A 20,855-nucleotide genomic window follows, 5' to 3' on the forward strand; every position below is an offset into this window, starting at 1 on the left:
GTTTTTCCATGTCTAGTATCCAGGTTCGTCCAGCCACTCTCCGCGATGCAAAAGCGATTGCCCAGATCCATACTGCTTCCGCCATGGAGGCTTATCGCGGTCTGGTTCCCGATGACCAGCTCAAGAGCATGTCGTCGGTAGAAAAACGCCAGGCCTATTGGCGCGAAGCCATCGAATTTTGCGAACCCCAGGTTCAGGTCGCCATCGACGGCGACAAGATCGTCGGCTTCGTCGGTTTCGACCGCTCGCGCGATGAAAAGTCGCGCCAGACCACCGGTGAAATTTGGGCCATCTATGCCTCTCCCACGCACTGGAATCAGGGTGTGGGCGTGGCCCTGTGGGACGCCGCACGCGACGGCCTGCTCGAAGAAGGCTGCACCAATGTCACCTCGTGGGTGCCGCTGCGCAATGAACGCGCGCTGCGCTTTCATGAGCTCGCCGGCTTCAAGCGCGAAATGTCCACCGCCAAGACGGCCCAGGTCGGCGCTCTCAAGATCGAGGAAGTGCGGCTCAAGCGCGCACTGAACTGATCGATTCGCCAAACCATCCACCCATCACTCACGGAGCAGCAGGCCTTGTCCTCTTCCCAGAACTGGTCCCTGCTGCAGTGGCAGGAGCACGAGGCCACCCAGGTTGCCCTGTGGCGCGCGGACAGCACCATGACCGCACCGCGCCGCATCGTCATCGCTGACGACAGCCTGGCCGCCGACAGCGCCTACCGCCTGGCCTGCGAAGGCCAGGCCATGCTGTGGCGCGGCGATTTCCAGAATGCCCGGCAGTTGCTGTCGGCCCTGGGCCGCCGCCTCGACAAGCCCGCACGTGAGACTTCCGCCAAGGCGCGCCAGCGCCGCGCCGGCAAGGAAGACGCCAAGCCGGTCTTTCCCCACGCCTTCCACCTGCACCGCCAGGCACTGGCGCAGCGTGCGCGCATCCTGTCCAGCGTGATGATCGAGCTCGATACCCGCTGGCACTGCGCCCTGCGCCGCGCACCGGACTGGAGCGAAGCCTGTCGCGAAGCCTGGGGCGAGATTCCCGCCGACCAGGGTGCGCACAGCGTGATCGTTCCCCTGCGTGAACTGCTGGGGGCCCTCGGCGCACATGAGTGGCGCAAGAAGGGCGTGGCCCTGGCCGTGCCGGGCATGCCGGAGTTCAGCATTCACCCGCACTACGGCGTGTTCTCCCCGGTGCGCGGCGAGTACCTGGATCTGGTGGCCCAGGCGCCCCTGCCCGCCGTGGCCCAGCAGGCCGACGCCGCTGTCTGGGATATCGGCACGGGCACGGGTGTGCTTTCCGCTCTCTTGCTGCACCGTGGCGTGCGGCAGGTGGTGGCCACCGACCTGAGCGACCGGGCACTGGCCTGCGCGCAGGACAACCTGCAGCGGCTGGGTCTGGCGCAGCGCGTGAGCCTGCGCAAGGCGGACCTGTTCCCCGAAGGCCGGGCCGCCTTGGTGGTCTGCAATCCGCCGTGGCTGCCGGGCAAGGCCAGCTCCTTGCTGGAGCAGGCCGTCTATGACGAAGGCAGCCGCATGCTGCGCGGTTTTGTCGAGGGCCTTGCTGCACATCTGCTGCCGGGCGGCGAAGGCTGGCTGATTCTGTCGGATCTGGCCGAGCACCTGCAGTTGCGCTCGCGCGAGGAACTGCTGGGCTGGATCGATGCCGCAGGCCTGCAGGTCCTGGGCCGCGAGGACATCCGCCCGCGCCATGGAAAGGCTGCGGACTCCACCGATCCGCTGCACGCGGCACGCGCCGCCGAGCTCACCTCGCTGTGGCGCCTGGCGCCGCGCTGATCGCGCGCGTCCACCCTTCAATTCGTCTAGGCGCCCTGTGCCGTCGCTGCCTCCTGGGGCAGCAGATGCCGCAGGCGCTCGCGCAGGGCATCGGCGCGCTCGTCGCCCGCATGTTCCTGCACGGTCTGCAGCAGCTGCAGGGCGGCGGCCTGCAGTGCCTCAAGATCGCGCGCCTCGCGCAGCAGATGGCGCAGCACCTGTGCCTTGTCCTCATGGCGGTTGGCGAACATGCGCTCGCACATATCGAACAGGTACATGCGTGTGCCGGCAAGATTCAGCGTGGCGGCGGGGCCGGGCGGGCTGGATTCCTTCGCAGCGGCCGGTGCCATGGAAGGGGCCTGGGGCGATGACGCGGCGGCTTGGCCAGCCAGGCGCTGCAGGTGGCCGCTGGCGATCAGTTGCTCGATCAGTTCGCCGGCCTGTGTGCCCAGGACCTGCTGCAACTGCTCCTCGGTGCGGCCATCGGCCATCAGCAGCACCGAGCGCTCGCGCAGCGGCAGGCTGCGGCGGCCGGGCTGCAGCTCTTCAAGGGCCTTGGCGGTTTTTTGCAGCAGCATGGTGGGGGCAGGGAGTCCGACAAGCCCCGATTGCACGTTACATGAATGACCGTGGCGTGAAGAAGCCATGACAACTGGTCCGCCCGGTGTTCTGCGGCAAGCGCACAATCGCCTGCCATCGCATGGGCGGGCGCTGATTTCCAGGGGCTGGCGGCCGATGCCGGTCGCAGAAATATTGTTTGATCTGTAACAGGAAGACGGGGCGCAGGCCTCGCGACATAGGTGATGAGACTGTTGCTTGCGCCCATGGAGGGCTTGCTTGATTTCGTGCTGCGCGATGTGCTCACGCGCGTGGGCGGCGCAGACCGCTGTGTCTCGGAGTTCATCCGCGTCACGGGGACCGTGTTGCCCGACAAGGTGTTCCTGCGCACCATGCCGGAGCTCAACAACGGCAGCCGGACGCTGGCAGGTGTCCCTGTGCGTGCGCAGCTGCTGGGCTCGGACCCGGACAGCATGGCGGCCAATGCGGCCAATCTGGCGCGCCTGGGTCCGGAAGGCATCGATCTGAACTTCGGCTGCCCCGCCAAGGTGGTCAACCGCCATGGCGGCGGTGCTGCGCTGCTGCAGGACCCGGAGCAGATCGCGCGCGTGGTGGGTGCCGTGCGTGCTGCCGTGCCGGCGGCCATGCCTGTGTCGGCCAAGATGCGCCTGGGTTTCAACGACACGACCCTGATGACCGAATGCGCCCAGGCCATGCAGGCCGGTGGCGCCTGCGAAATCGTCGTCCACGCCCGCACCAAGCTCGACGGCTACCGTCCGCCTGCCTACTGGGACATGATCCCGCGCATCCGCGAGTCCGTGACCGTGCCCGTGGTGGCCAATGGCGAGATCTGGACGGTGGAGGATGCGCTGCGCTGCCGCGAGCAATCGGGCTGCGGCGATCTGATGCTGGGCCGGGGAATCGTTGCCGACCCAGGCCTGGCGCTGGCCATTCGCGCTGCCGTGGAAGGCGGGCAGGCACCGGCGGAACAGCTTGCAGCGCAGGTGTCCTGGAGCGATCTGGTGCCGCAGGTCCAGCGTTTCTGGGACATGGTTTGCGAGGATCTGGAGCCGCGCCAGCGCGCAGGCCGCCTCAAGCAATGGCTGAACCTGCTGCGCCGCCGCTTTCCCGAAGCCGAGCAGGCTTATCAGGAAGTGCGCACGCAGACTGACCAGCGCGAGATCACGCTGTGGGTTCAGGCGCTGGCGCGGCGCCAGGAGTGGGCCGGGCTTTAGCGCGATCGGCCGGTCACAGCAGATGGTCGGGCGCCAGCGGGCCAATGAGCTTGAGCATCAGGCGCAGGCCCCAGCTGGCATCGGGCTCGCTGTGTTCGTCACCGCGCTCACTGTCTTCCGAAGCCCGCCACACCAGCTCGCCATCCTTGTCGAGCTCGACGCGCCAGCTGCCATCCTGCAGGCCCTCGTCAATGCTTTGCGTGGCCAGGCGGCCGAACTCGCGGCTGGCGATGAGCAGGGCAATCTCGGTGTTCTGCAACTGGGAGCGCAGATCCAGGTTCATCGAGCCGACTGCCACCAGATGCCCGTCCACCACCAGCAGCTTGGAGTGCAGCATTGCACGCGAGGCGCCTGTCGACCCGGAAGGACTGCCGCCACCCGTGCTGCCCGAGCCGAATGCAGAGCGGACGCTGGCCGCCGTGCTGCGCATTTCGTAGAGTTCAACGCCCATCTCCAGCAGTGCCTTGCGGTGGCGCGCATAGCCGGCATGGGCCAAAGGTGCATCGTTGGAGGCCAGCGAATTGGTCAGAATCCGCACGCGCACTCCGCGTTGCCGTGCGCCACGAAACGCCTCCATCATGTCCGGGCCCGGCACGAAGTAGGGCGAGACCACCAGCAGATCGCGCCGGGTCTTGCGCACCAGGGCCAGCAGACCATCGACCACCGAATCGGCCTCCAGCACCGGACGCGCCGCCTGGCGCAAGGCAGGGGCTGGCTGGCCCATGGGCAGCGTGCCGGCAGGCCTGGCCTGCGGGCTGTGTGGAGCGGGGCTGGCCTGTGCGGACGCATCCGTGCCAGCGCTTGTGATGGAGCCTGGGCCGTCATCCCTGTCCAACGGAATTTTGGCGGGCTCATCCACCAGCACGGCGGCCGATGCCCAGGTCCAGCGAGCCTTGCGCAAATCCATGGGCTGCTGGTCCCAGATGATCCGGCGCTGCTCGGCCGTCTGGTCATCTGCCTTTGCCTCCTTCGGGGGAACGGCAGGCGTGGGGTCCTCCTCCTGCGCCTGGTCATCATCGCCCGCAAAGCGCTCGCGCAACTGCTTGAGTTCCTTGAGGCTGATCAGCGACTGGACGGGATAGGCGCGCTGGTTGTTCCAATAGCTGTCGAAGCTGCGTGACAGGTCGCCGACCACCGGCCCCGCCGCCAGCACGTCGAGGTCCACGAAATTGCTGGCGCTGTCCGCATCGAAATACGCATCGCCCAGATTGCGCCCGCCGATCACGCCCATGGCGTTGTCGGCGATGAACAGCTTGTTGTGCATGCGCTGCTGGGCCCGCTGGAAATCCGTCAGCAGCGTATAGGCCCGGCCCAGTGCCGAGCTGCGCGCGCCCGCCAGGGGGTTGAACATGCGCATCTCGATACCCGGCACAAAGGCCAGGCGCATGACCTGTGCATTCGCGCCCGTGCTGTGGAAATCGTCCAGCAGCACGCGCACGCGCACGCCACGCCGGGCTGCCTCGACCACGCCGCGCAGCAGGCGCTGCGTGCTCTCGTCGGCATGGATGGCGTAGTACTGCAGGTCCAGCGTCTGCTGCGCTCCCTCGACCAGTGCCAGCCGGGCGCCATAGGCCGCCTGGGCGCCGGACAGGAGGGTGAAGGCGGAGGTCTGCTTGCTTCCCGCCTCGGAGCGCTGCTGTTGGATCAACTGGCCCAGGGGGGTGTTCTGCGGGGAATCCAATGCTTTGGTGACATGCCGGTCCACGCCTTGGGGCAGGCCGCCGCATCCTGCCAGCGCAATGCAAAGAAGCCAGGGCCGAAGCCAACTCAGGGAGGGAGATCGCAGGGGCATGGCGCGCTTCGGTTGGTGGGCTGTCCGGGTTTGCTGTGGGATTCGTCAAGGATTCTGTCATGCCCCCTGCAGGGCAGGCGTCGCCGAAATGGAGCGTCCGCCTGCCAGACCCGTCCGTCGCCTTGATGGGCGGCACGTCGGCGCCGCCGAGCGGTCACTTGTAAGCAGATGAGAGGCCTGACAATAGGGTATGGCTAAATGCAAGCATTTGTTTTCACGGGGGGGCATGCAGCGGGGCTTCACTTTGATGGAGCTCATGGTGACGCTGGCCATCGCGGCGGTCCTGGCCGGATTGGCCGCGCCGTCCATCAGCCAGTTCATCGTGAAGAACCAGATGAATGGCGTGGCCAACGAGTTTTCCAGCGGAATCCTGCGCTCCAGAAACGAAGCGGTCAGCAGGAATACCTGTGTCACGCTGTGCATGAGCAGCACCGCCGCCAACGCAGCACCTGCATGTACGGTGGCTGGCAAGAACTGGCAGGTCGGCTGGATTGCCTTCCTTAATACCGCCTGCGATGCGAGCCGGGATGCGCCTGCAGCGAGCAATGACCTGATCTTTGCCAAAGTGGCCAGCGGCGGTGAGATTCTGCTGGACTCCACGGATGACACAGCGGTCAGGAAAATGATGTTCAACGCCTCTGGCGCTCCGTCGCTTCCCAGCTCCTCCAACTTCAGCCTGCTCTACAAAGATGAGCAGAACACCTACACCAAGAGCTACGGGGTCAATATCTGCATCGATGCGCAAGGACGGTCCAGGCAGATTCCCAGTGACAAGAAATGCAGCAACTTCTGAGACATGACCATGCCGTTCTCTCCCATTGCTGACCGCAGAAACTCCAGGGGATTGACTCTGGTGGAAATGATGGTGGCGCTGGTCGTACTTTCCATCGGCCTTCTGGGCGTGGCGGGACTGCAGGCTTCCACCACCAAGTACCGGATCAATACCATGGCGCGTGCCTCCATGACGGGCCTGGTCTTTGATCTGTCGGAAAGGATCAGGGTGAATGCGGATTCGGCGGGGGGCAGCTTCTTGCAGCCTGGGACTGAAGATAAGCTGTCGTTGTATGCGATTGGGTCGGACTGGGCAACCCAGCAGACGGATTCCTTGACGCTCGATAAAGATTGTGCTGCCAATAGCTGTACTCCGGAAGAACGTGCAGTCTACGATTTGCAGACTTGGCGAAAGAAGCTTCGTGATTCAGTCCCCCAGGGGGCTGCGATGTTGTCGGGGAACAAACCTTCAGGCCTTCTACTGACCCTTATGTGGTTCGACAAAGAGCTGACGGACAAGACGACTGCCAGCGATGGGACGTCAAACATCGCTCTCAAGAAGGCACCCGTATGCAATGCGCAGCAGACCGGTATGGCGCAACAGACCTGCTGCCCTGAAGAGGCCAAGGCTCCTGAAGGGGTGCGTTGCTCCCGCTTTTCCTTTGTGCCCTGATGCCATGAAATATCAACGCAGATCCCAATCGGGGTTGACCTTGGTCGAACTGCTGGTCGCGATGGCCATCAGCCTGATGATCATGGCGGCTGCTGTCTATGTCTACATAGCCTCAAGCGACTCTCAGCGCGTGCTCGACCGCAATACGGCAAGCAATGAAACAGGCGTTTTTGCCATGCAGATGCTGGGACGTGCCATCATGAACTCCGGATTCTATCCGGCACCCTCGCCACCCATTCCGGTTGATGTCACACAGACGGGAATGTATGACACCTATCCGCCTATTCCCGCTACAAAAAGGGCCGTCACCGATTGGGCCAATCCTGAAGCCAATTGGCCTCCCCCGGCGTTCCAGACCGGAATCTATGGTTGTGATGGTGCGAAGTTGAATCCGTCCAGCAGTTCCTGCGGTGATTCAGAAGATGGTGGGGCAGATACGCTGGTCATCAATTATTTCACGGTGGATGCGATGGGGGGCGCATCTGGCTCCCGTTTCGACTGTACTGGAACCGACGTGGCAAGGGATCCCAGCAATCTGGAACGCAACAAGAGCCCCTCAGGGGGGAATGTTGTCGATGGCAACCCGCCGCGACTGCCGCTGTTCGGTTCCAATCGCTATACGCTTCAGGCCAGTATGGCCTATGCAGGGCGAGCCGAAGTGAAGACAAAAAGCCTGGTATGCAGCGGGAATGGGAAAAATCCGCACGGGTCGTCCGATGGCGACGCATACATGCCCTTATTGTCGGGTATAGAGGATATGCAGTTCACCTATGGTGTCTATTCGACAACGAAGTCTTTGAGTCCTGATAGATTTTATACGGCCACCGAAGTCAATGCATTGGGTGATCTGGGTTGGCCACGGGTCGTTGCAGTAAGGGCATGCATTTTAACGAAAACCCTTCAGGGAAAGACTCGGATTGGAGATAAAAAAGGAAGTGAAAAGACGTATGTTGACTGCCAGGGTGTAACCAAGCAACAACCTCCGGGGGAAACATACACTTCGCTCGTGCAGGTGTTTGGTGTGCGCAACAGCTTGAAGCAAAGCTACTAGGTCGGGACTATGTCTGTGCCAAGAACAATCAAGAAACAAGGCCAGCGCGGGATGGCTCTGGTATTGGTCATGCTGGTGCTGGTTGCGATTACCAGCATCACGCTGTGGATGGTCAAGCAATCCACATTGTCGGAGGGGATGGCCCGCAACCAGATGGACCAGGAGGCTGCGCGGCAGGCGGCCGAGTCTGCGCTTCGTGATGCGGAGCGCGACATCATGGCGCCGACCTTTGCCACGCGAAGCAAGGCTTCTTGCTCGCGTGGAACGGACAAGCTCAATCCCAACGACTTCTCGGCAACCTGCACTATGGGCCTGTGTGTCAAGGACGAAGCCAGTTACGGATCCACAGAGTGGGCGAATGCTTCTACCTCAAACCCTGCCGTGGCCGAGCCCTGGTGGCCCACCAGCAAAGGGGGGTTGTGGAACGACGACCCGGATTCCAAGCCGGGGCGTTCTCCCGTTACCAGCAATAACTGCCAGGCCTTCACGGGCGGCGTTCCTCTGGGAACCTATACCGGCGTTGCAGCGCTCACGGGTGTTGCACAGCAACCGGAATATCTGATCGAGATTTTTCGTCGCAAGCATGTTCGAATGAATCTCGATGAGAAAAGTGTGACTTCCACAGGTGAGAACGCAAACCAGTGGTCCTACATGTACAGGGTCACTGCGCGCGGATTTGGATACTCCCAGCGGACTCAGGTGGTGGTACAGACGGTTTATTTTCCTTGATGAAGGCCGAGGAACAAATGAATAATAGAAAATCATTTTTGCTCTCTCTGGGAGGGGTGTGCGCCGTATTCGCTTACGTGGGCATCGGTGCCACGCCAGTGGAGGTTTCCACGCCTCGTGAAGGTGTTCCTCCCAACATAGTTACAACGGCGAACAAGCCGATGGTGATGCTTACTGCATCCAAGGACCATACCCTGTTCGGGCCGGTATATACGGACTTCGAGGATCTTGATGGCGATGGTGTGATTGATACCACGTTTAATTCATCGTTCAAGTACTATGGGTATTTCGATGCCACTAAGTGCTATGCGTATGAAAGCGGGGTGTTTAATCCCAAGGTGCTTGCCAATAAGACCAATGTAACGAATAACTCTGTTACATCCATCAAATACACCTGTCCTTCAAGCCAGTCCTACTGGAGTGGGAACTTCCTCAACTGGGCTACCATGACCCGGTTGGATACCGTGCGCAAGATGCTGTATGGTGGATATCGCAGCGATGACACGAATGGTTCGACCACGCTCATGGGTTCCAGGCTCGTCCAAGATGCGCACTCCTTCGTCAAGTATTACAAGGGGACGGATATCCGGGATTTCACACCCTTCAGTACGACAGATCTGACAAAATCAACGGGCGCCAATCCGAAGGTGTATGCCGGTCTGAGCATGTGCGTCACAGGAAGTAGCGAAGATCCGAAGGCCTCGCAACCTGTCATGCGCATGGTCAAGGGTAATGTCAGGTTCTGGTCCACGGTGGAAATCAAGCTGTGCCGCTGGAGTGATTCGCCTGATAATTATAATTCAGGTACTTTCGGTCCAAAACTCGCGCGATTCTATGGCGACATAGACAAAGGTAATGGCGGTGTCAAGCATGAGGAAAAAATACCTTCGCGAGTCAATGACGGTGCTACCTATTCTGGCATAGGGCCAGATCTGAATGTCAATGTCAAGGTGTGCGACCCTAATCTCCTGGGTGATGAAAGATGCCAGCCATTTCCAGCGGATTCCACAAAGAACTATAAGCCATATGGTTTGCTGCAGGAGTTCGGTTATCCCAGTAGCAGCAATTCTGCGGCCCGTGTGGAGTTCGGTCTTATTACCGGTAGTTATGACATGAATCATACGGCCGGGGCATTGCGTAAGAACATCCGCGACCTGGATGACGAGATCAACAGGAATACTGGTGTTTTTTGCCATAGTACCAATGCAGGTTGTGCGGCGAAGGTGGACACCCGGGACACGGGCAAGGGTGCCATCAAGACCTTTGACTCCATCATTTTGTATGGTCGCAATGGAACTTCCTATGGGAGTGGCAAGAATCCCAGCGGATCCCCCGACGGGGATTTGCCGGCCTGGGGCAACCCCATAGGGGAAATGGTGGTCCAGGCGCTGCAATACTATGCCTACAACGGCTCCACGCCCTCGCCGACCAATCCTAGCAGTACCTCGAATGACAGCAATGCAGGCCTTCCTGTCGTGAAATGGGAAGATACGCTTGCCAATACCGATGCCAGAGCCAAGTACGGCAATGCCATCTGCCGACCGCTCAATATTCTCGCCTTCTCGTCGAATGCGCTGAGCTTCGATGGCCAAGCAGATACCCCCTTCACCACGTTGTCGAATCGCAGTGGAAGCCTGGACTCCTATGTCAACAACATCGGCACGGCAGAAGGGCTTGCGGGCTCGCTTCGCTCGGTGGGCTCGGTCTCGGGCAAGGGCCTGACTTCCAACGATGACAAGAACTCCTGCTCTGCCAAGACCATCGGCCAGCTGTCCAGCGTCAATGGCATTTGCCCCGAGGCGCCGGCCATGGGCGGGACCTATCAGGTCGCTGGTGCCGCCCTCTACGGAAACACCAGCAAGATCCGCACTGTGAGCAACCCGCCCTCCGACCTGGCGAAGGTGGAAAATGCGCTGAAAGTGCGCACCATGGCAGCATCGCTGACTGGTGGCTCCCCGCGTATCGACGTACCCATCCCCGGAAGCAATCCCAGGAAGTATGTTTACATCACCCCCGAAAGCGTGCAGAACAATGGCGCCGTCAGTGCGCCGCTGACCTTCGCCTCCATCAACTCCGGAGAGACGTATGGCTCGTTCATCGTGACCTGGAACGATATCTTGATGGGCGGCGACTACGACATGGACATCACGGGTTTCCTGCGGTATGACCTTGTCAAGAATTCCAAGTCTCCCTCTGGCTGGGATATCTCGATCACTACCGATATTCCTGGCGTCTGCGGGGGCGCTGCGGGCACCCATGGTTTCAGCGTGATCGGCGTCCAGAACAATGGAACCTCGGCCAATGGCCGCTACCTGACACATCAGCACAACAGCGGCAACGCCCTGTCCAACATGCCGGCGACCTCCGAGTACCTGTGCGGCGACCCCACCTACCGTGCCACCAAGTTCGGTACCAATGAAACCTATGCGACCACCGTCTGCAACGTAACGGGCGACGGCTCGGTCACATTCACGGACAAGACCAAGATCACTCTGCCGTCCTACTGCACGGTCAAGGACAGGGACTTCCTGGTCACCAAGACCTTCAATATGGTCGGCGAGACGGACGCGCTGGTGAAGGACCCGCTGTGGTACGCAGCGAAGTACGGATATTTCAAGTCCAGCGAAAAGCTCTCCGACGGAACCTACCGCACGCTGAGCATGCCGCCGGACCAGTCCAGCTGGGACAGCGTGGGCAGCGATGGCACAGCCGGCTCGGACGGCGTGCCTGACGGCTACTTCCTGGCGCGCAGGCCGGAATTGCTGGAGTCTCAGCTGCGCCGAGTGCTTGAAGCAGTAGCCAAGGATTCGAATGCAGCTCCCGCCGTGTCATCCATGCAATTTGCATCTGGCACCTTCAAATACGTGGCCAAGTTCGACAGTGCGACCTCTTCGGGGGCCTTGGAAGCCTACCAAGTGGATGGTTCGGGCAATGTGAGTACCGTATATTCATGGGAGGCCGGTGCATTGCTGAAGGCTGCAGCGGCCGGAGATCGGCGCAAGATCATCACGAACAGTGGCGGTGCGGGAACTCCATTCCGCTGGAACTCGCTGCCTGCTGCCTACAAGGAGCAGATGACGACAGCCTCTGTGAACAAGCTGTCGACAGACAATGCCCAGGTGGCGCTCAACTATGTGAGGGGTGATCAGTCTCAGGAGGGGGCCACGGCTTTGCGCCAGCGCGGATCCACACTTCTGGGGCCCATCATCAACGGCTCCCCATGGCTTCAGGATCGCCCCAAGGCCTTTGTTGTGGGTGATGGCGATTACGCCAAGTATTACAACGAGTACCGCGAACGGCCTCGGGTATTGTGGGTGGCGGCCAACGACGGCATGCTGCACGCGTTCAACGCAGACACCGGTGCCGAATTGCTTGCCTATGTTCCAGGTGCCTTGGCCAACCGCCTGGCCGAGCTTCCGTTGCAACGCGGTACGACCAGCCGGACCAAACTGAACAATGCCAATTTCACGCTGGGCTCGTCCGAGAGCTTACCTTCAGGTACAGCCTGGCCGTACGTGGATGGCAATCCATTTACTGCAGATGTGAAGGTGGCATCGGGCTCAAAGTCTGTCTGGAGAACCTATGCCTTCTCGTCCCTGGGGCGCGGTGGTCGTGCGGTATTTGCCCTGGATATCACCACCGCGAATCCGGCCAATTATTCAGAGTCGGATGCTGCGAATATCTTCAAGTGGCAGTTCACTTCGGATGATGATCCGGACCTGGGCTACATCACGGGTGATGTCGGAGTCCATACCGCGACCAATCAGCCGACCCCGGTGGTGAAGCTCAATAACGGCAAATATGCGCTGCTGCTGGGCAACGGCAACAAGTCCACCAATGGTAAATCCGCGCTTTTCATCCTTTATATGGATGGTCCCACCGCAGGCAGCTGGAATGGACAGTACAAGAAGATCGTTGCGGACGCAGGCACTGACAATGGCCTGTCCATGCCCCATTGGGAGGACGTGGATGGCAATGGAACTGCAGATGTGGTGTATGCCGGCGACCTCAAAGGCAACATGTGGAAGTTCGATATTTCCGGCCTTTCGGACACTGCCTGGCGCGTGGCCTACAAGGGAAGCGCTTCCGAGAATCTTCCCCTCTTCCAGGCCGTGCAGACCACGGTGAGCGGCAACACCACCACCATCACGCCGTTGCCCATCACTACGGCGCCACGGACCATGTTCATGGGCCGCGGCGGAATCATGGTGATGTTCGGTACAGGCAATGCTTTCGAAACGGGAGACTTTCCTGCCACGGGTCTGAACCAGAAGGTGTTTGGCATCTGGGATCGTCCGGGTATGCCGACGGGCCGGCCGCTTCCCAACAAGGATGGACGTACGTTGGCGACAAGAACCTATACCCGTGACAGCAATGGCAATGTTTACCTGTCATCCGGGGTTGAACTGGACTGGAGCAAGCATGACGGCTGGGTCATGGCATTTCCAGGCGCAGCGGAAGCCTTGTTGTCCGATCCCTCACTGGATGCCGGTGTCATGACCATGGTGGGTGTGAGGCCCAAGTCCGGCACTAATCAATGCTCGGACACACCCAATGCAACCATGTACACCGTGGATCCCATTTCAGGCGCTGTTGAGCGTAACGTGCAGGGAACTATCATCTTGGGCCCCAAGAAGGTGAATATTGGCGGGCGCGATATCGAGGACCAGAAAATCAAGGTGGTGAGCGATATTTCGATAAAGCCATACAAGGGATGCGAGCCTGGCGATCCAAAGTGCTGTAAAGGTGACAAATGCGATCCCCCTCCGCCGTGCGGGCCGGGACAACTGGCCAAGCGTGCGATTGGGCGCAGTGCGGATGCCATCATGTGCTACAGCCCCTCGCCGCGCATGCAGTGGCGCGATGTGCCTGGCATGAGGACCAACCAATGAAGCATCGACTTTCCTCACAAGACAGACAGAAGGGTTTCACCCTGATCGAGATGATGGTGGTGGTGGCGGTCATCGCCATCCTGGCGTCGATTGCCTATCCCTCGTACAAGGAGTTCGTGGCGAAGGCCAAGCGGGCGGAGGTCAGCGCCATGCTGGCTTCTGCCCAGCAATGGATGGAGCGCTTCTACTCGGAAAACTTCCGCTATGACAAGAGCAGTGCCAATGTCGCGGTTACCGACGGCACGCAGTTCCCGAAGTATTTCTCGGTGTCGCCCATGCCTGGGCAGGGCAGTGCGGTCTATGACGTTAGCGTCGTGGTCACCGATGGTGTGCGCGATGTGTATTCGCTCAAGGCCGTGCGTAAGGCCGGCAGCGCCATGGCGGGGGATCGTTGCGGCGACTACTACCTGGACCAGTATGGCCGAAAGGACCTGAAGAACTACAGCAGCACGCTGTTTGCGACCAAGCAGGCAGCGTTGAACTACTGCTGGAAGTAAACAGGGCTTTTGGGAGGACAATCCAGGCCATCTTCTACTGCCTGGAAAGAGGTTGAATTTGTCCTCCCCCTGGATGGCGCAAGCCCAGGAACTGGCCGCCAGCGCCCTGTTCAGAACCTCACCCAACCCCCGCGTCGGCTGCGTCATCGTCGACTCCCAGGGGCGCCTGCTGGGCCAGGGAGCCACACAGCCCGCAGGCCAGGCGCATGCGGAGGTCATGGCCCTGCGCGATGCCCGGACCCGTGGGCACTCCACCCAGGGAGCCACGGCCTATGTGACCCTGGAGCCCTGCGCCCACCATGGCCGCACAGGGCCTTGCTGCGATGCGCTGATCGAGGCTGGCATCGGCAAGGTCGTGGCGTCGTTAACGGATCCCAATCCCCGCGTGGGCGGACAGGGCTTTGAGAGGCTGCGCGCCGCAGGTGTCGAGGTTGAGATTGGTGATGGCGCAGATCAGGCGTGGGAACTGAATCTGGGATTTTTCAGCCGCATGCTTCGGGGTAGGCCTTGGGTGCGCGCCAAAGTGGCGGCCTCCCTGGATGGCATCACTGCATTGAGCAATGGGCAGAGTCAGTGGATCACCTCTGCCGAAGCCCGACATGATGGCCATGCCTGGCGCGCTCGCTCCTGTGCGATTCTCACGGGCATAGGCACGGTGCTTGCCGACAATCCTCGCCTGGATGTCAGGGAGGTCGAAACGTTTCGGCAGCCTGCCCTCATCGTGGCGGATAGCCAGCTTCAGACACCTCCGGATGCAGCCCTGTTTGCGGCGCAACGCAAGGTGGTCATCTACACAGCAGTCAGTGATCTGGCGTCAAGCCGTGCGCTTGCGCTGGTGGAGCGTGGAGCGCAGTTGCTGTGTATGCCTGATGGGCAGGGGCGTGTGGATGTTCGGGCCATGATCCACGATCTGGCGAGGCTGGAAGTGAATGAACTGCACGTCGAGGCGGGTCATCGACTCAACGCAGCGCTTGTCGAGGCAGGGCTGGTGGATGAGTGGTTGGCCTATCTGGCCCCCAAGCTTCTGTGGGGCGGGGCTGGTTGGGCCGATACGCCCTCTTTGAGCAGGCTCGCCGATGCGCAGGCCATGTCATTCCAGTCGGTCGCAAGCGTGGGCGACGACTTGCGGGTGATTCTTCGGAAGGTAGGAGCGGATCGGCTTGGTATGGACGGCTCCACCTGAGGCATCGCACGCGGTCGCAGCTACCGTCCCCAGCACTCTATCGCTTTGGTATTCGCGCCCAGGTTCCGTGCATCGCGCTCGCCCGTATGGGTCAGTGTGAAATCGCCGCATCGGTCGTTGAGCTGGGAGCCACGGCGCGTGGCGATCAGGGTGTAAGTGTCGTCGTCGTGGCCGCTGGTTGCCAAAAAGTCGATGGTGTAGCGCTTGCTGGAATCGTGGGTCCAAGTCAGGTCTGCAGGCAGCTTGGTGGGGTAGACCCCGTTGGCCGTGGCTGCGCGCTCCAGCCATTGCTGGGCCTGCAGCAGGCCGGCGCGGGCATCGGCGCGGTGGACTCCGCGAATGTATTCGTTGTAGCTGGGCACGGCGACGGTGCCGAGGATGACTATGACGGCCACGACGATCATGAGTTCTATGAGTGTGAAGCCCGGGGGAGGAGGGCGGCGCATTGTGCGGCTCATTTCATTTGGCGCCAACTGGGGCGCAGGGATTGCTCGGGCATGCGGGCGAGGACGTTGCGGCGGCCATCGGTGTCGTAGCCAATGGCGTGATGGCCTTTTTTGAGCAACGTCTGGGATCCCCCGGACACGGTTGTGCGCGAGGCTTCCTGATCCGCCGTGTCGTAGACGCCGTCGCCGTTGCTGTCCATCAATGGAACACTGGGCCGCTTGCCATCCATGATGTTCATGAGCGTCAGAAATTGGCTTTCCTCGCTCACATTGCAGGCGTCAGCGGGGCGGCTTATGGCTTCACCAGGACGCCTGGAGGATCTGGCGGGTATCTGGCTATAGATCGCGAGGAGGTTGCTGCCGTCGTAGAAACTCATCGGCTTGAGCAGGCGCTCGCCTGACAGGGGAAGGTCCATGTACCAGCCTTTGTGCCGCGTCCAGTCGAGGTCGGTGGTGGAGTCCACTCGCCAGGTGCCACGGCCTACGATCCCTTGCGTCTGAGGGTTCACCGAGCGTTTGGCCAGCTCATCGATGCCGGATACAGGGGCTGGACGCTGCCCTGCAGGCAGCTTGCACTCAGAGTCCGAGTCACCCGTGCAAGGCTGTACCCGGCCGTCCGCGAGCAGCTTGTAGCGGGTGTTGTCGAGGATGGAATAGATGCTCTGCACCGCCGTGTTGCCAGTGTCCTGCTGGGTGATGTTGCGTCCTGTGCCGAATGCCACCAGCATGCCGCCCACAGTCACGCGTTCATCGCTTCCTTTGGGTTCTGTGGTGACGCTGTACCGGTCATTGGCGCGTACGGACGCAGGGGCGGTAATGGGCTGGCGCAGTGCGCGAGAGGCCGTTGGCGAACTGCCACCCATGGCGGTGTACAGCGGCCGGCCGTTGAAGGCCATGCCCCAAGCGGAGGAGGCATCGCTGGCGATGATGAATTTCCACAGATTGCCCTGGAGGTCGCCCGCATAGACCACATCGGGCCGGCCATCGCCATTGATGTCCACGAGGCGTGGTGCGGAGAGCCCATTGTTGGTGGTCTCCGGTGTGGTGCCGGTGGGGATGTCACCTGTGGCCACGATGCGCAGCAGCTCCTGATTGCCATCGAGGTACTGGATCAGCAGCACGGGTCGCTGGTTGATGCTGTGGTAGCCGTTGCCCGTCACCAGAGCCCAGCGGTTGTTGTTCAACTGCGTGATCTGGATGCTGCGTTGCGGGTTGGCATCGTCCCGTACGGGGGCTGCAAGGATATGGCCCAGGTCCCTGTCTTCCTGGCAAGTGGTGCGCTGCCAGAGGTCGGCGGAGATGGCGCAGTCACCGGGATTGCTGTTGCGGGCCTGGGTGCGGTCCAGCAGGACCAGCGTGCCGGCGCCGTGTTCGTTGAAAGCCTCTGGGTGCGTGATGTCCAGCACAAAGTAGCCTTTGGCACCGGCGCCCGGCATGCCTGCCAGCACGGTGCGCCACTGCGGGGATGCATGGCTGCCTGAGTTGATGTCGCCGCTCATGGCAGAGCCATCCACGAAGTAGCGATGCCGGGTGTCGTAATCGAGATCGGAAAGGCGGGCCAGCCCCGAAATCACGCCACGGGGGATGTAGGCGATCTTCTCGCTGCCGTCAGTGGCAGAAAAGCCGTGCAGCATGCCGTCGTTGCCGCCCGCGTAAATCATGGGCTGGCGCTTCTGCTGGGCGAGCGCATAGGCCGCATAGCCCGGCAAAGGCGAGTTGTCCACGGGGTGGCCGGTGTGCCAGATCTGGGAGTTGACGATATCGCCCTGGCGCGAGCCGCGTTGGCGAAAAGGGTGGGCCGGGTCAGGGCGCGGCGGTTGTCCCGCAGCTTCCATGCGGCGGACGCCACGTATGAAGTTGAACCTGTGCTTGCCCAGTTTGTCTGCCCTGCCTTCGGCATCGACGCCGAAAGACGCCTTCTGGGGGCGGTCCAGCTCATGCCATTGGAAGGACACGCCCCTTTGCAGTCTGTCACTCCAGGTCAGGATCAGGCGTTCATTGAGTACCTGTTGATCACTGAGTGCATCCAGGTGGTCAGCCGTGCTTTTGCCTTGCCAGCCGGCTGCTGCGGTGATGCTCCCGTCGGCTTGGACCGTTTCTGCGTTGATCCAGCCGCTCCAGGCGGTTTTGGCACTGTAGCGGGCCGTGAATATGTCCACGCCTGCCTGTGCAATCACGCTGCTGTTGGAAGTGGCGGAGCTGCTGCGGCCCTTGGTATCGGCTGTCTGGCCTCTCAGGCAGTCTTCAATGGGCGTGGCAAATTCGTTGTCTTCTCTCTGTGCCAGGGAAACTGGCGTGCCTGCCTCAGAGAAGCGTTGGGCCTGGCTGTTTTGCGCGGCCAGGAGTGCGGCGATCACGGCTGGCAGCAGGAGGGGGCGGAGCCCAGGGTGGAAGAGATAAGGCATGTCAGACGTTCTGAATCAGTCGCGGCGCTTCTGGCGGACATAGGTCTGTTGCAACACCACCTGGGTGCCGCTCTTGCGGCCGTGAGCGATGGCCGTGATGCGATAGATCACCTGGGGCTGCATGTAGAGGGCCAGACGGGGTGAGTCATTGGCGATGAGGCCTGAGTTCCCTGCGTTGGCGTCATAGGGCAGGATCTCTATCCAGTACCAACCCCCCTTTCCTGTCTCACGGCTTGCCAGGATGGGATTGCTCTTGCCTCCAGAAATGGCGCCCGTGAACTGGCCGTAGCGTGCGGCTACATCGGGGGCGGTCATCTGGCTCAGCGTGATCCCTTTGGTCTCGTCCACGTTGTTCCAGAAGTCCTGAGGCCCTGTGCGCTTGGTGCACAGGGCGTCTCGGCAGCTTGTGGGGGTGGCTCGGTTCAGGTTGGCCAGCAGCAGACCTACCTGCTGGGTTTCCTGGGGAAACTGGGTGATGGTTGCAGCGTTGCGGCAGACGGATGGCTGGCTGCTGTTGGCGATGCAGGCGGCGCCGTTGGCCTGTTCGCCTCGAATGTCCAGTTCGGCATCCTGCAGCAATGCCTGTGCAGCTTCGAGGGCGCGTTGGTAGTCGGCATCGTTGCCCACGAACATTTCGTTGAACAGGGCGCTGCGCGATGCCCAAAGTGCCAGCAGCATGGAAAGCATGACCAGGGTGATCACGATGAACAGTGCGACGCCTTTCTGGCGCTGCGCGGCACAGGTGTGGGCATGCCGCATGCCGGCTGCTTTGGCGGTCATCCAGCCATCCCCTGGCTGCGCAACTGATACACGCTGCGAAAGACCATGTGCAGGCGCCGGGTCCTGGGCGCCGGCAGCGTGGTCATGTCGATGGATTCGGCTGTGCCGTCACTGCTTGCGCAATCGGTGTAGCGGCTGTCGGCGGGCATGTTGATGACTTCGATCCCGAAAAGCACCAGACAGACCTCGGCGGCAACGACGCGTGACCAGTCCTGGCCCACGGCGGCTGCGTTGACGTACTGCAGGCGTGCATCACCTTTCGGCGACTGGATCAGATAGCGCACCTGGAAGTTGGCGACGTTCTGGGCCAGTGGCTGGGCTCCTGCAGAGGGTGCTCCGGTGCAGCGCAGGGTGTTTTTGCGGGCGTCCAGCGCAAAGCGGCTCAGGATCAGGTTGTGGCTGTTGGCCTGGCCCAGGCAATTGCGCTGCAGTGAGGTTTCGATGGCCGAGCCGTGCAGCGGTTGCGTGTAGTTGCTGTAGCCCACGGTGAGCTTGTATTGAGCGCGGCCTGGCGCATCAAGGCCCAGGATGGTGTCGTGCGCAGGGTTGAAATCTTGTGCGCTCGCCTCGAATGCAACGGGGTCCGCCACGTCAACGGTGTCTGTTCCCTGTTTTGCAGACGAGAGAAGCAGCCGAAGAGACCCCGCCTGCCGGATCTGCCGGCCCATGACCCGGAAGATGTGGGATGCCTGCTGCTGCAGATGGCTGGCATCGCTGACGGTGCCGGAGACGGCGCGTGATGCCATGAGTGCGCCCAGGGCCACGCCGATGATCAACAGTCCCAGGAGAAGGCCCACCAGCAGTTCGACCAGGCTCAGGCCGCGTTGATCAGGCTGCATAAGCGTTGCGGCGGCGATGCGGGTGTGCTTCATGGGCTTGCGCAGAAGAACTGGACTGCGTTGTTGGCAAGATATGGCGCGCAACGAGCGCTGAGCGCTATGTATTGCAGGTGGCAGGTTCTGCCGGTGGGGCAGGCCATGGCTTCGTCGCCGTGTGTGCCATCGCTATGGAGTCCGATGGGTTTTTTGTAGCCGGCTTTGCTGGATTTCTCGTTTTCACGCCAGCTGATCACGATGCCCAGGTGGCGTCCGTTGCTGACGTCGTCTGCTGCAGGGAAGACCTTGGCGGCTCCGCCTGGCAGCAGTTGGTGCACGGAAGCCTTCCACAGCGCGAGGTTGTAGCTGGCCAGCGTTTCCGGGTCGCATGGTGTGGCGCTGCAGTCGGCGGTGGATTCAGGGGTGTGATCCCAATCGGATTCGTAGTTGCCCATCTGCCCGAGGGAGTTGGGATTGGCGTGGGTGCGCTCGCTGAAGTCTTCTATCAGCCGGATGGCCTGAGCGCGGCGCACGCCGCTTTGGGTGTCGGCCAGGGTGCGCATCTGCAGGCTCAGGATTCCCAGAACACCCAAGGCCGTGACGACGGTGGCAACCAGGGTTTCGATCAGGGTGAAGCCATTGGCGTGCCGAGCTTGGGTGCTTGTCAGGCGCATGGAATGCCCTCCCGGCCGACCACCCGGATACGTCCGCCGGACGAAACGCAGATGCCTTTCGCTGCAGCGGAGACGAGGCCGGCGGAAGACGGGGCGACGGCGAAGCCCATGGCAGTGAATCCACCCATTTGTCCCCATCGGTCCACACTGATGATGGCGGCGGATCTGGAACGGATGACAAGGGTGCGTGCGGGAGTGTCGAAGCGCTGCAGTTCTTCCCGGGGATCCCAGCGCTTGTTGCCATTGCGGTCAACGAACACCACCCAGCCGCAGCCCCAGTCCGCGTGACGTGCAGCCAGAGTGCAGCCGTTGGTGCCTTGGGGTAGTTTCTGGATGAAGACGCCGCCCCCGCGCCGCACGCCTTCGGAGCGCGCGTATTGCAGCGTCGACTGCAGGCCCTCGACGGTCTGGCGAACGCGCCATCGCTCGATGATGAGGTGGAAGCTGGGTGCTGCCAGCGTGGTGAGCACGGCGAGGATGGCGACGACCACCATCATCTCGATGGCCGTGAAGCCTTGTGTGCCCGGGTGGGCCTGAGGCCAGGTCGATGACATGTCTTGAATCCCTCCCCGTCGATCTGCTTGCGAA

18 protein-coding genes are annotated in these 20,855 nt (G+C 61.6%); 10 read left to right on the plus strand and 8 right to left on the minus strand.

The genetic code is table 11. The features are described from left to right. Window positions 1-8 precede the first annotated feature (8 nt). Together ACM14_RS19560 and ACM14_RS19565 are read left to right on the plus strand one after the other, a co-directional pair. On the plus strand, window positions 9-530 hold the full coding sequence (locus tag ACM14_RS19560) for a GNAT family N-acetyltransferase (protein WP_013801040.1): 522 nt from the start codon (window positions 9-11) through the stop codon (window positions 528-530). A gap of 45 nt (window positions 531-575) precedes the next feature. Next, on the plus strand, window positions 576-1,787 hold the full coding sequence (locus ACM14_RS19565) for a class I SAM-dependent methyltransferase (RefSeq protein WP_065347070.1): 1,212 nt from the start codon (window positions 576-578) through the stop codon (window positions 1,785-1,787). A gap of 26 nt (window positions 1,788-1,813) precedes the next feature. Here ACM14_RS19565 and ACM14_RS19570 read toward each other — a convergent pair whose 3' ends face one another. Next, window positions 1,814-2,344, minus strand: a complete 531-nt coding sequence (locus ACM14_RS19570) for a hypothetical protein (RefSeq protein ID WP_065347071.1) — start codon at window positions 2,342-2,344, stop codon at window positions 1,814-1,816. 225 nt (window positions 2,345-2,569) lie between these two features. Between ACM14_RS19570 and ACM14_RS19575 the strand changes: the two genes are divergently transcribed. Beyond that, window positions 2,570-3,559: a tRNA dihydrouridine(16) synthase DusC gene (locus ACM14_RS19575; protein ID WP_065347072.1), complete on the plus strand. Its 990-nt coding sequence runs from the start codon at window positions 2,570-2,572 to the stop codon at window positions 3,557-3,559. Between the two features lie 13 nt (window positions 3,560-3,572). Here ACM14_RS19575 and ACM14_RS19580 read toward each other — a convergent pair whose 3' ends face one another. Beyond that, window positions 3,573-5,351 (minus strand): phospholipase D family protein, encoded by a 1,779-nt coding sequence (locus ACM14_RS19580; RefSeq protein ID WP_065347073.1) that lies wholly within the window; start codon window positions 5,349-5,351, stop codon window positions 3,573-3,575. Between the two features lie 226 nt (window positions 5,352-5,577). Between ACM14_RS19580 and ACM14_RS32280 the strand changes: the two genes are divergently transcribed. The 7 genes from ACM14_RS32280 to ribD all read left to right on the plus strand — a co-directional run bounded on the left by ACM14_RS32280 (window position 5,578) and on the right by ribD (window position 15,147). Then, window positions 5,578-6,144 (plus strand): GspH/FimT family pseudopilin, encoded by a 567-nt coding sequence (locus ACM14_RS32280; protein WP_279211420.1) that lies wholly within the window; start codon window positions 5,578-5,580, stop codon window positions 6,142-6,144. 3 nt (window positions 6,145-6,147) lie between these two features. Next, window positions 6,148-6,795, plus strand: a complete 648-nt coding sequence (gene pilV / locus ACM14_RS19590; protein WP_254662098.1) for a type IV pilus modification protein PilV — start codon at window positions 6,148-6,150, stop codon at window positions 6,793-6,795. A 4-nt stretch (window positions 6,796-6,799) separates the two neighbouring features. Then, on the plus strand, window positions 6,800-7,846 hold the full coding sequence (locus tag ACM14_RS30830) for a PilW family protein (protein ID WP_084027412.1): 1,047 nt from the start codon (window positions 6,800-6,802) through the stop codon (window positions 7,844-7,846). Between the two features lie 51 nt (window positions 7,847-7,897). Next, window positions 7,898-8,575 (plus strand): PilX N-terminal domain-containing pilus assembly protein, encoded by a 678-nt coding sequence (locus ACM14_RS19595; RefSeq protein ID WP_254662099.1) that lies wholly within the window; start codon window positions 7,898-7,900, stop codon window positions 8,573-8,575. 17 nt (window positions 8,576-8,592) lie between these two features. Next, window positions 8,593-13,467, plus strand: a complete 4,875-nt coding sequence (locus tag ACM14_RS19600; protein ID WP_254662100.1) for a pilus assembly protein — start codon at window positions 8,593-8,595, stop codon at window positions 13,465-13,467. Further along, window positions 13,464-13,964 (plus strand): type IV pilin protein, encoded by a 501-nt coding sequence (locus tag ACM14_RS19605; RefSeq protein WP_065347076.1) that lies wholly within the window; start codon window positions 13,464-13,466, stop codon window positions 13,962-13,964. The genes ACM14_RS19600 and ACM14_RS19605 overlap by 4 nt, the downstream gene beginning before the upstream one ends. A gap of 73 nt (window positions 13,965-14,037) precedes the next feature. Beyond that, window positions 14,038-15,147 (plus strand): bifunctional diaminohydroxyphosphoribosylaminopyrimidine deaminase/5-amino-6-(5-phosphoribosylamino)uracil reductase RibD, encoded by a 1,110-nt coding sequence (gene ribD / locus ACM14_RS19610; RefSeq protein ID WP_065347077.1) that lies wholly within the window; start codon window positions 14,038-14,040, stop codon window positions 15,145-15,147. A 20-nt stretch (window positions 15,148-15,167) separates the two neighbouring features. Here ribD and ACM14_RS19615 read toward each other — a convergent pair whose 3' ends face one another. Genes ACM14_RS19615 through ACM14_RS19640 form a run of 6 tightly spaced genes read right to left on the minus strand, consistent with a single transcriptional unit; the run spans window position 15,168 to window position 20,821 of the window. After that, window positions 15,168-15,593, minus strand: coding sequence for a type IV pilin protein (locus ACM14_RS19615; protein ID WP_065347078.1), 426 nt, complete (start codon window positions 15,591-15,593; stop codon window positions 15,168-15,170). Window positions 15,594-15,601: 8 nt separating this feature from the next. Then, window positions 15,602-17,998 carry a pilus assembly protein gene (locus tag ACM14_RS19620; protein WP_065347079.1) on the minus strand — a complete coding sequence of 799 codons (2,397 nt, stop codon included), beginning with the start codon at window positions 17,996-17,998 and terminating at the stop codon, window positions 15,602-15,604. Window positions 17,999-18,013: 15 nt separating this feature from the next. Beyond that, window positions 18,014-18,778, minus strand: coding sequence for a pilus assembly protein (locus tag ACM14_RS19625; protein ID WP_065347080.1), 765 nt, complete (start codon window positions 18,776-18,778; stop codon window positions 18,014-18,016). Continuing rightward, window positions 18,775-19,650: a PilW family protein gene (locus ACM14_RS19630; protein WP_065347081.1), complete on the minus strand. Its 876-nt coding sequence runs from the start codon at window positions 19,648-19,650 to the stop codon at window positions 18,775-18,777. Before ACM14_RS19630 ends, ACM14_RS19625 begins: the two co-directional genes overlap by 4 nt. Continuing rightward, window positions 19,647-20,267: a type IV pilus modification protein PilV gene (gene pilV, locus ACM14_RS19635; RefSeq protein ID WP_065347082.1), complete on the minus strand. Its 621-nt coding sequence runs from the start codon at window positions 20,265-20,267 to the stop codon at window positions 19,647-19,649. The genes ACM14_RS19630 and pilV (ACM14_RS19635) overlap by 4 nt, the downstream gene beginning before the upstream one ends. Next, window positions 20,258-20,821 (minus strand): GspH/FimT family pseudopilin, encoded by a 564-nt coding sequence (locus ACM14_RS19640; RefSeq protein WP_081816105.1) that lies wholly within the window; start codon window positions 20,819-20,821, stop codon window positions 20,258-20,260. Before ACM14_RS19640 ends, pilV (ACM14_RS19635) begins: the two co-directional genes overlap by 10 nt. Window positions 20,822-20,855 lie beyond the last annotated feature (34 nt).

Source organism: Delftia sp. JD2 (genome assembly GCF_001682645.1).
Taxonomy (GTDB): domain Bacteria; phylum Pseudomonadota; class Gammaproteobacteria; order Burkholderiales; family Burkholderiaceae_C; genus Comamonas; species Comamonas acidovorans.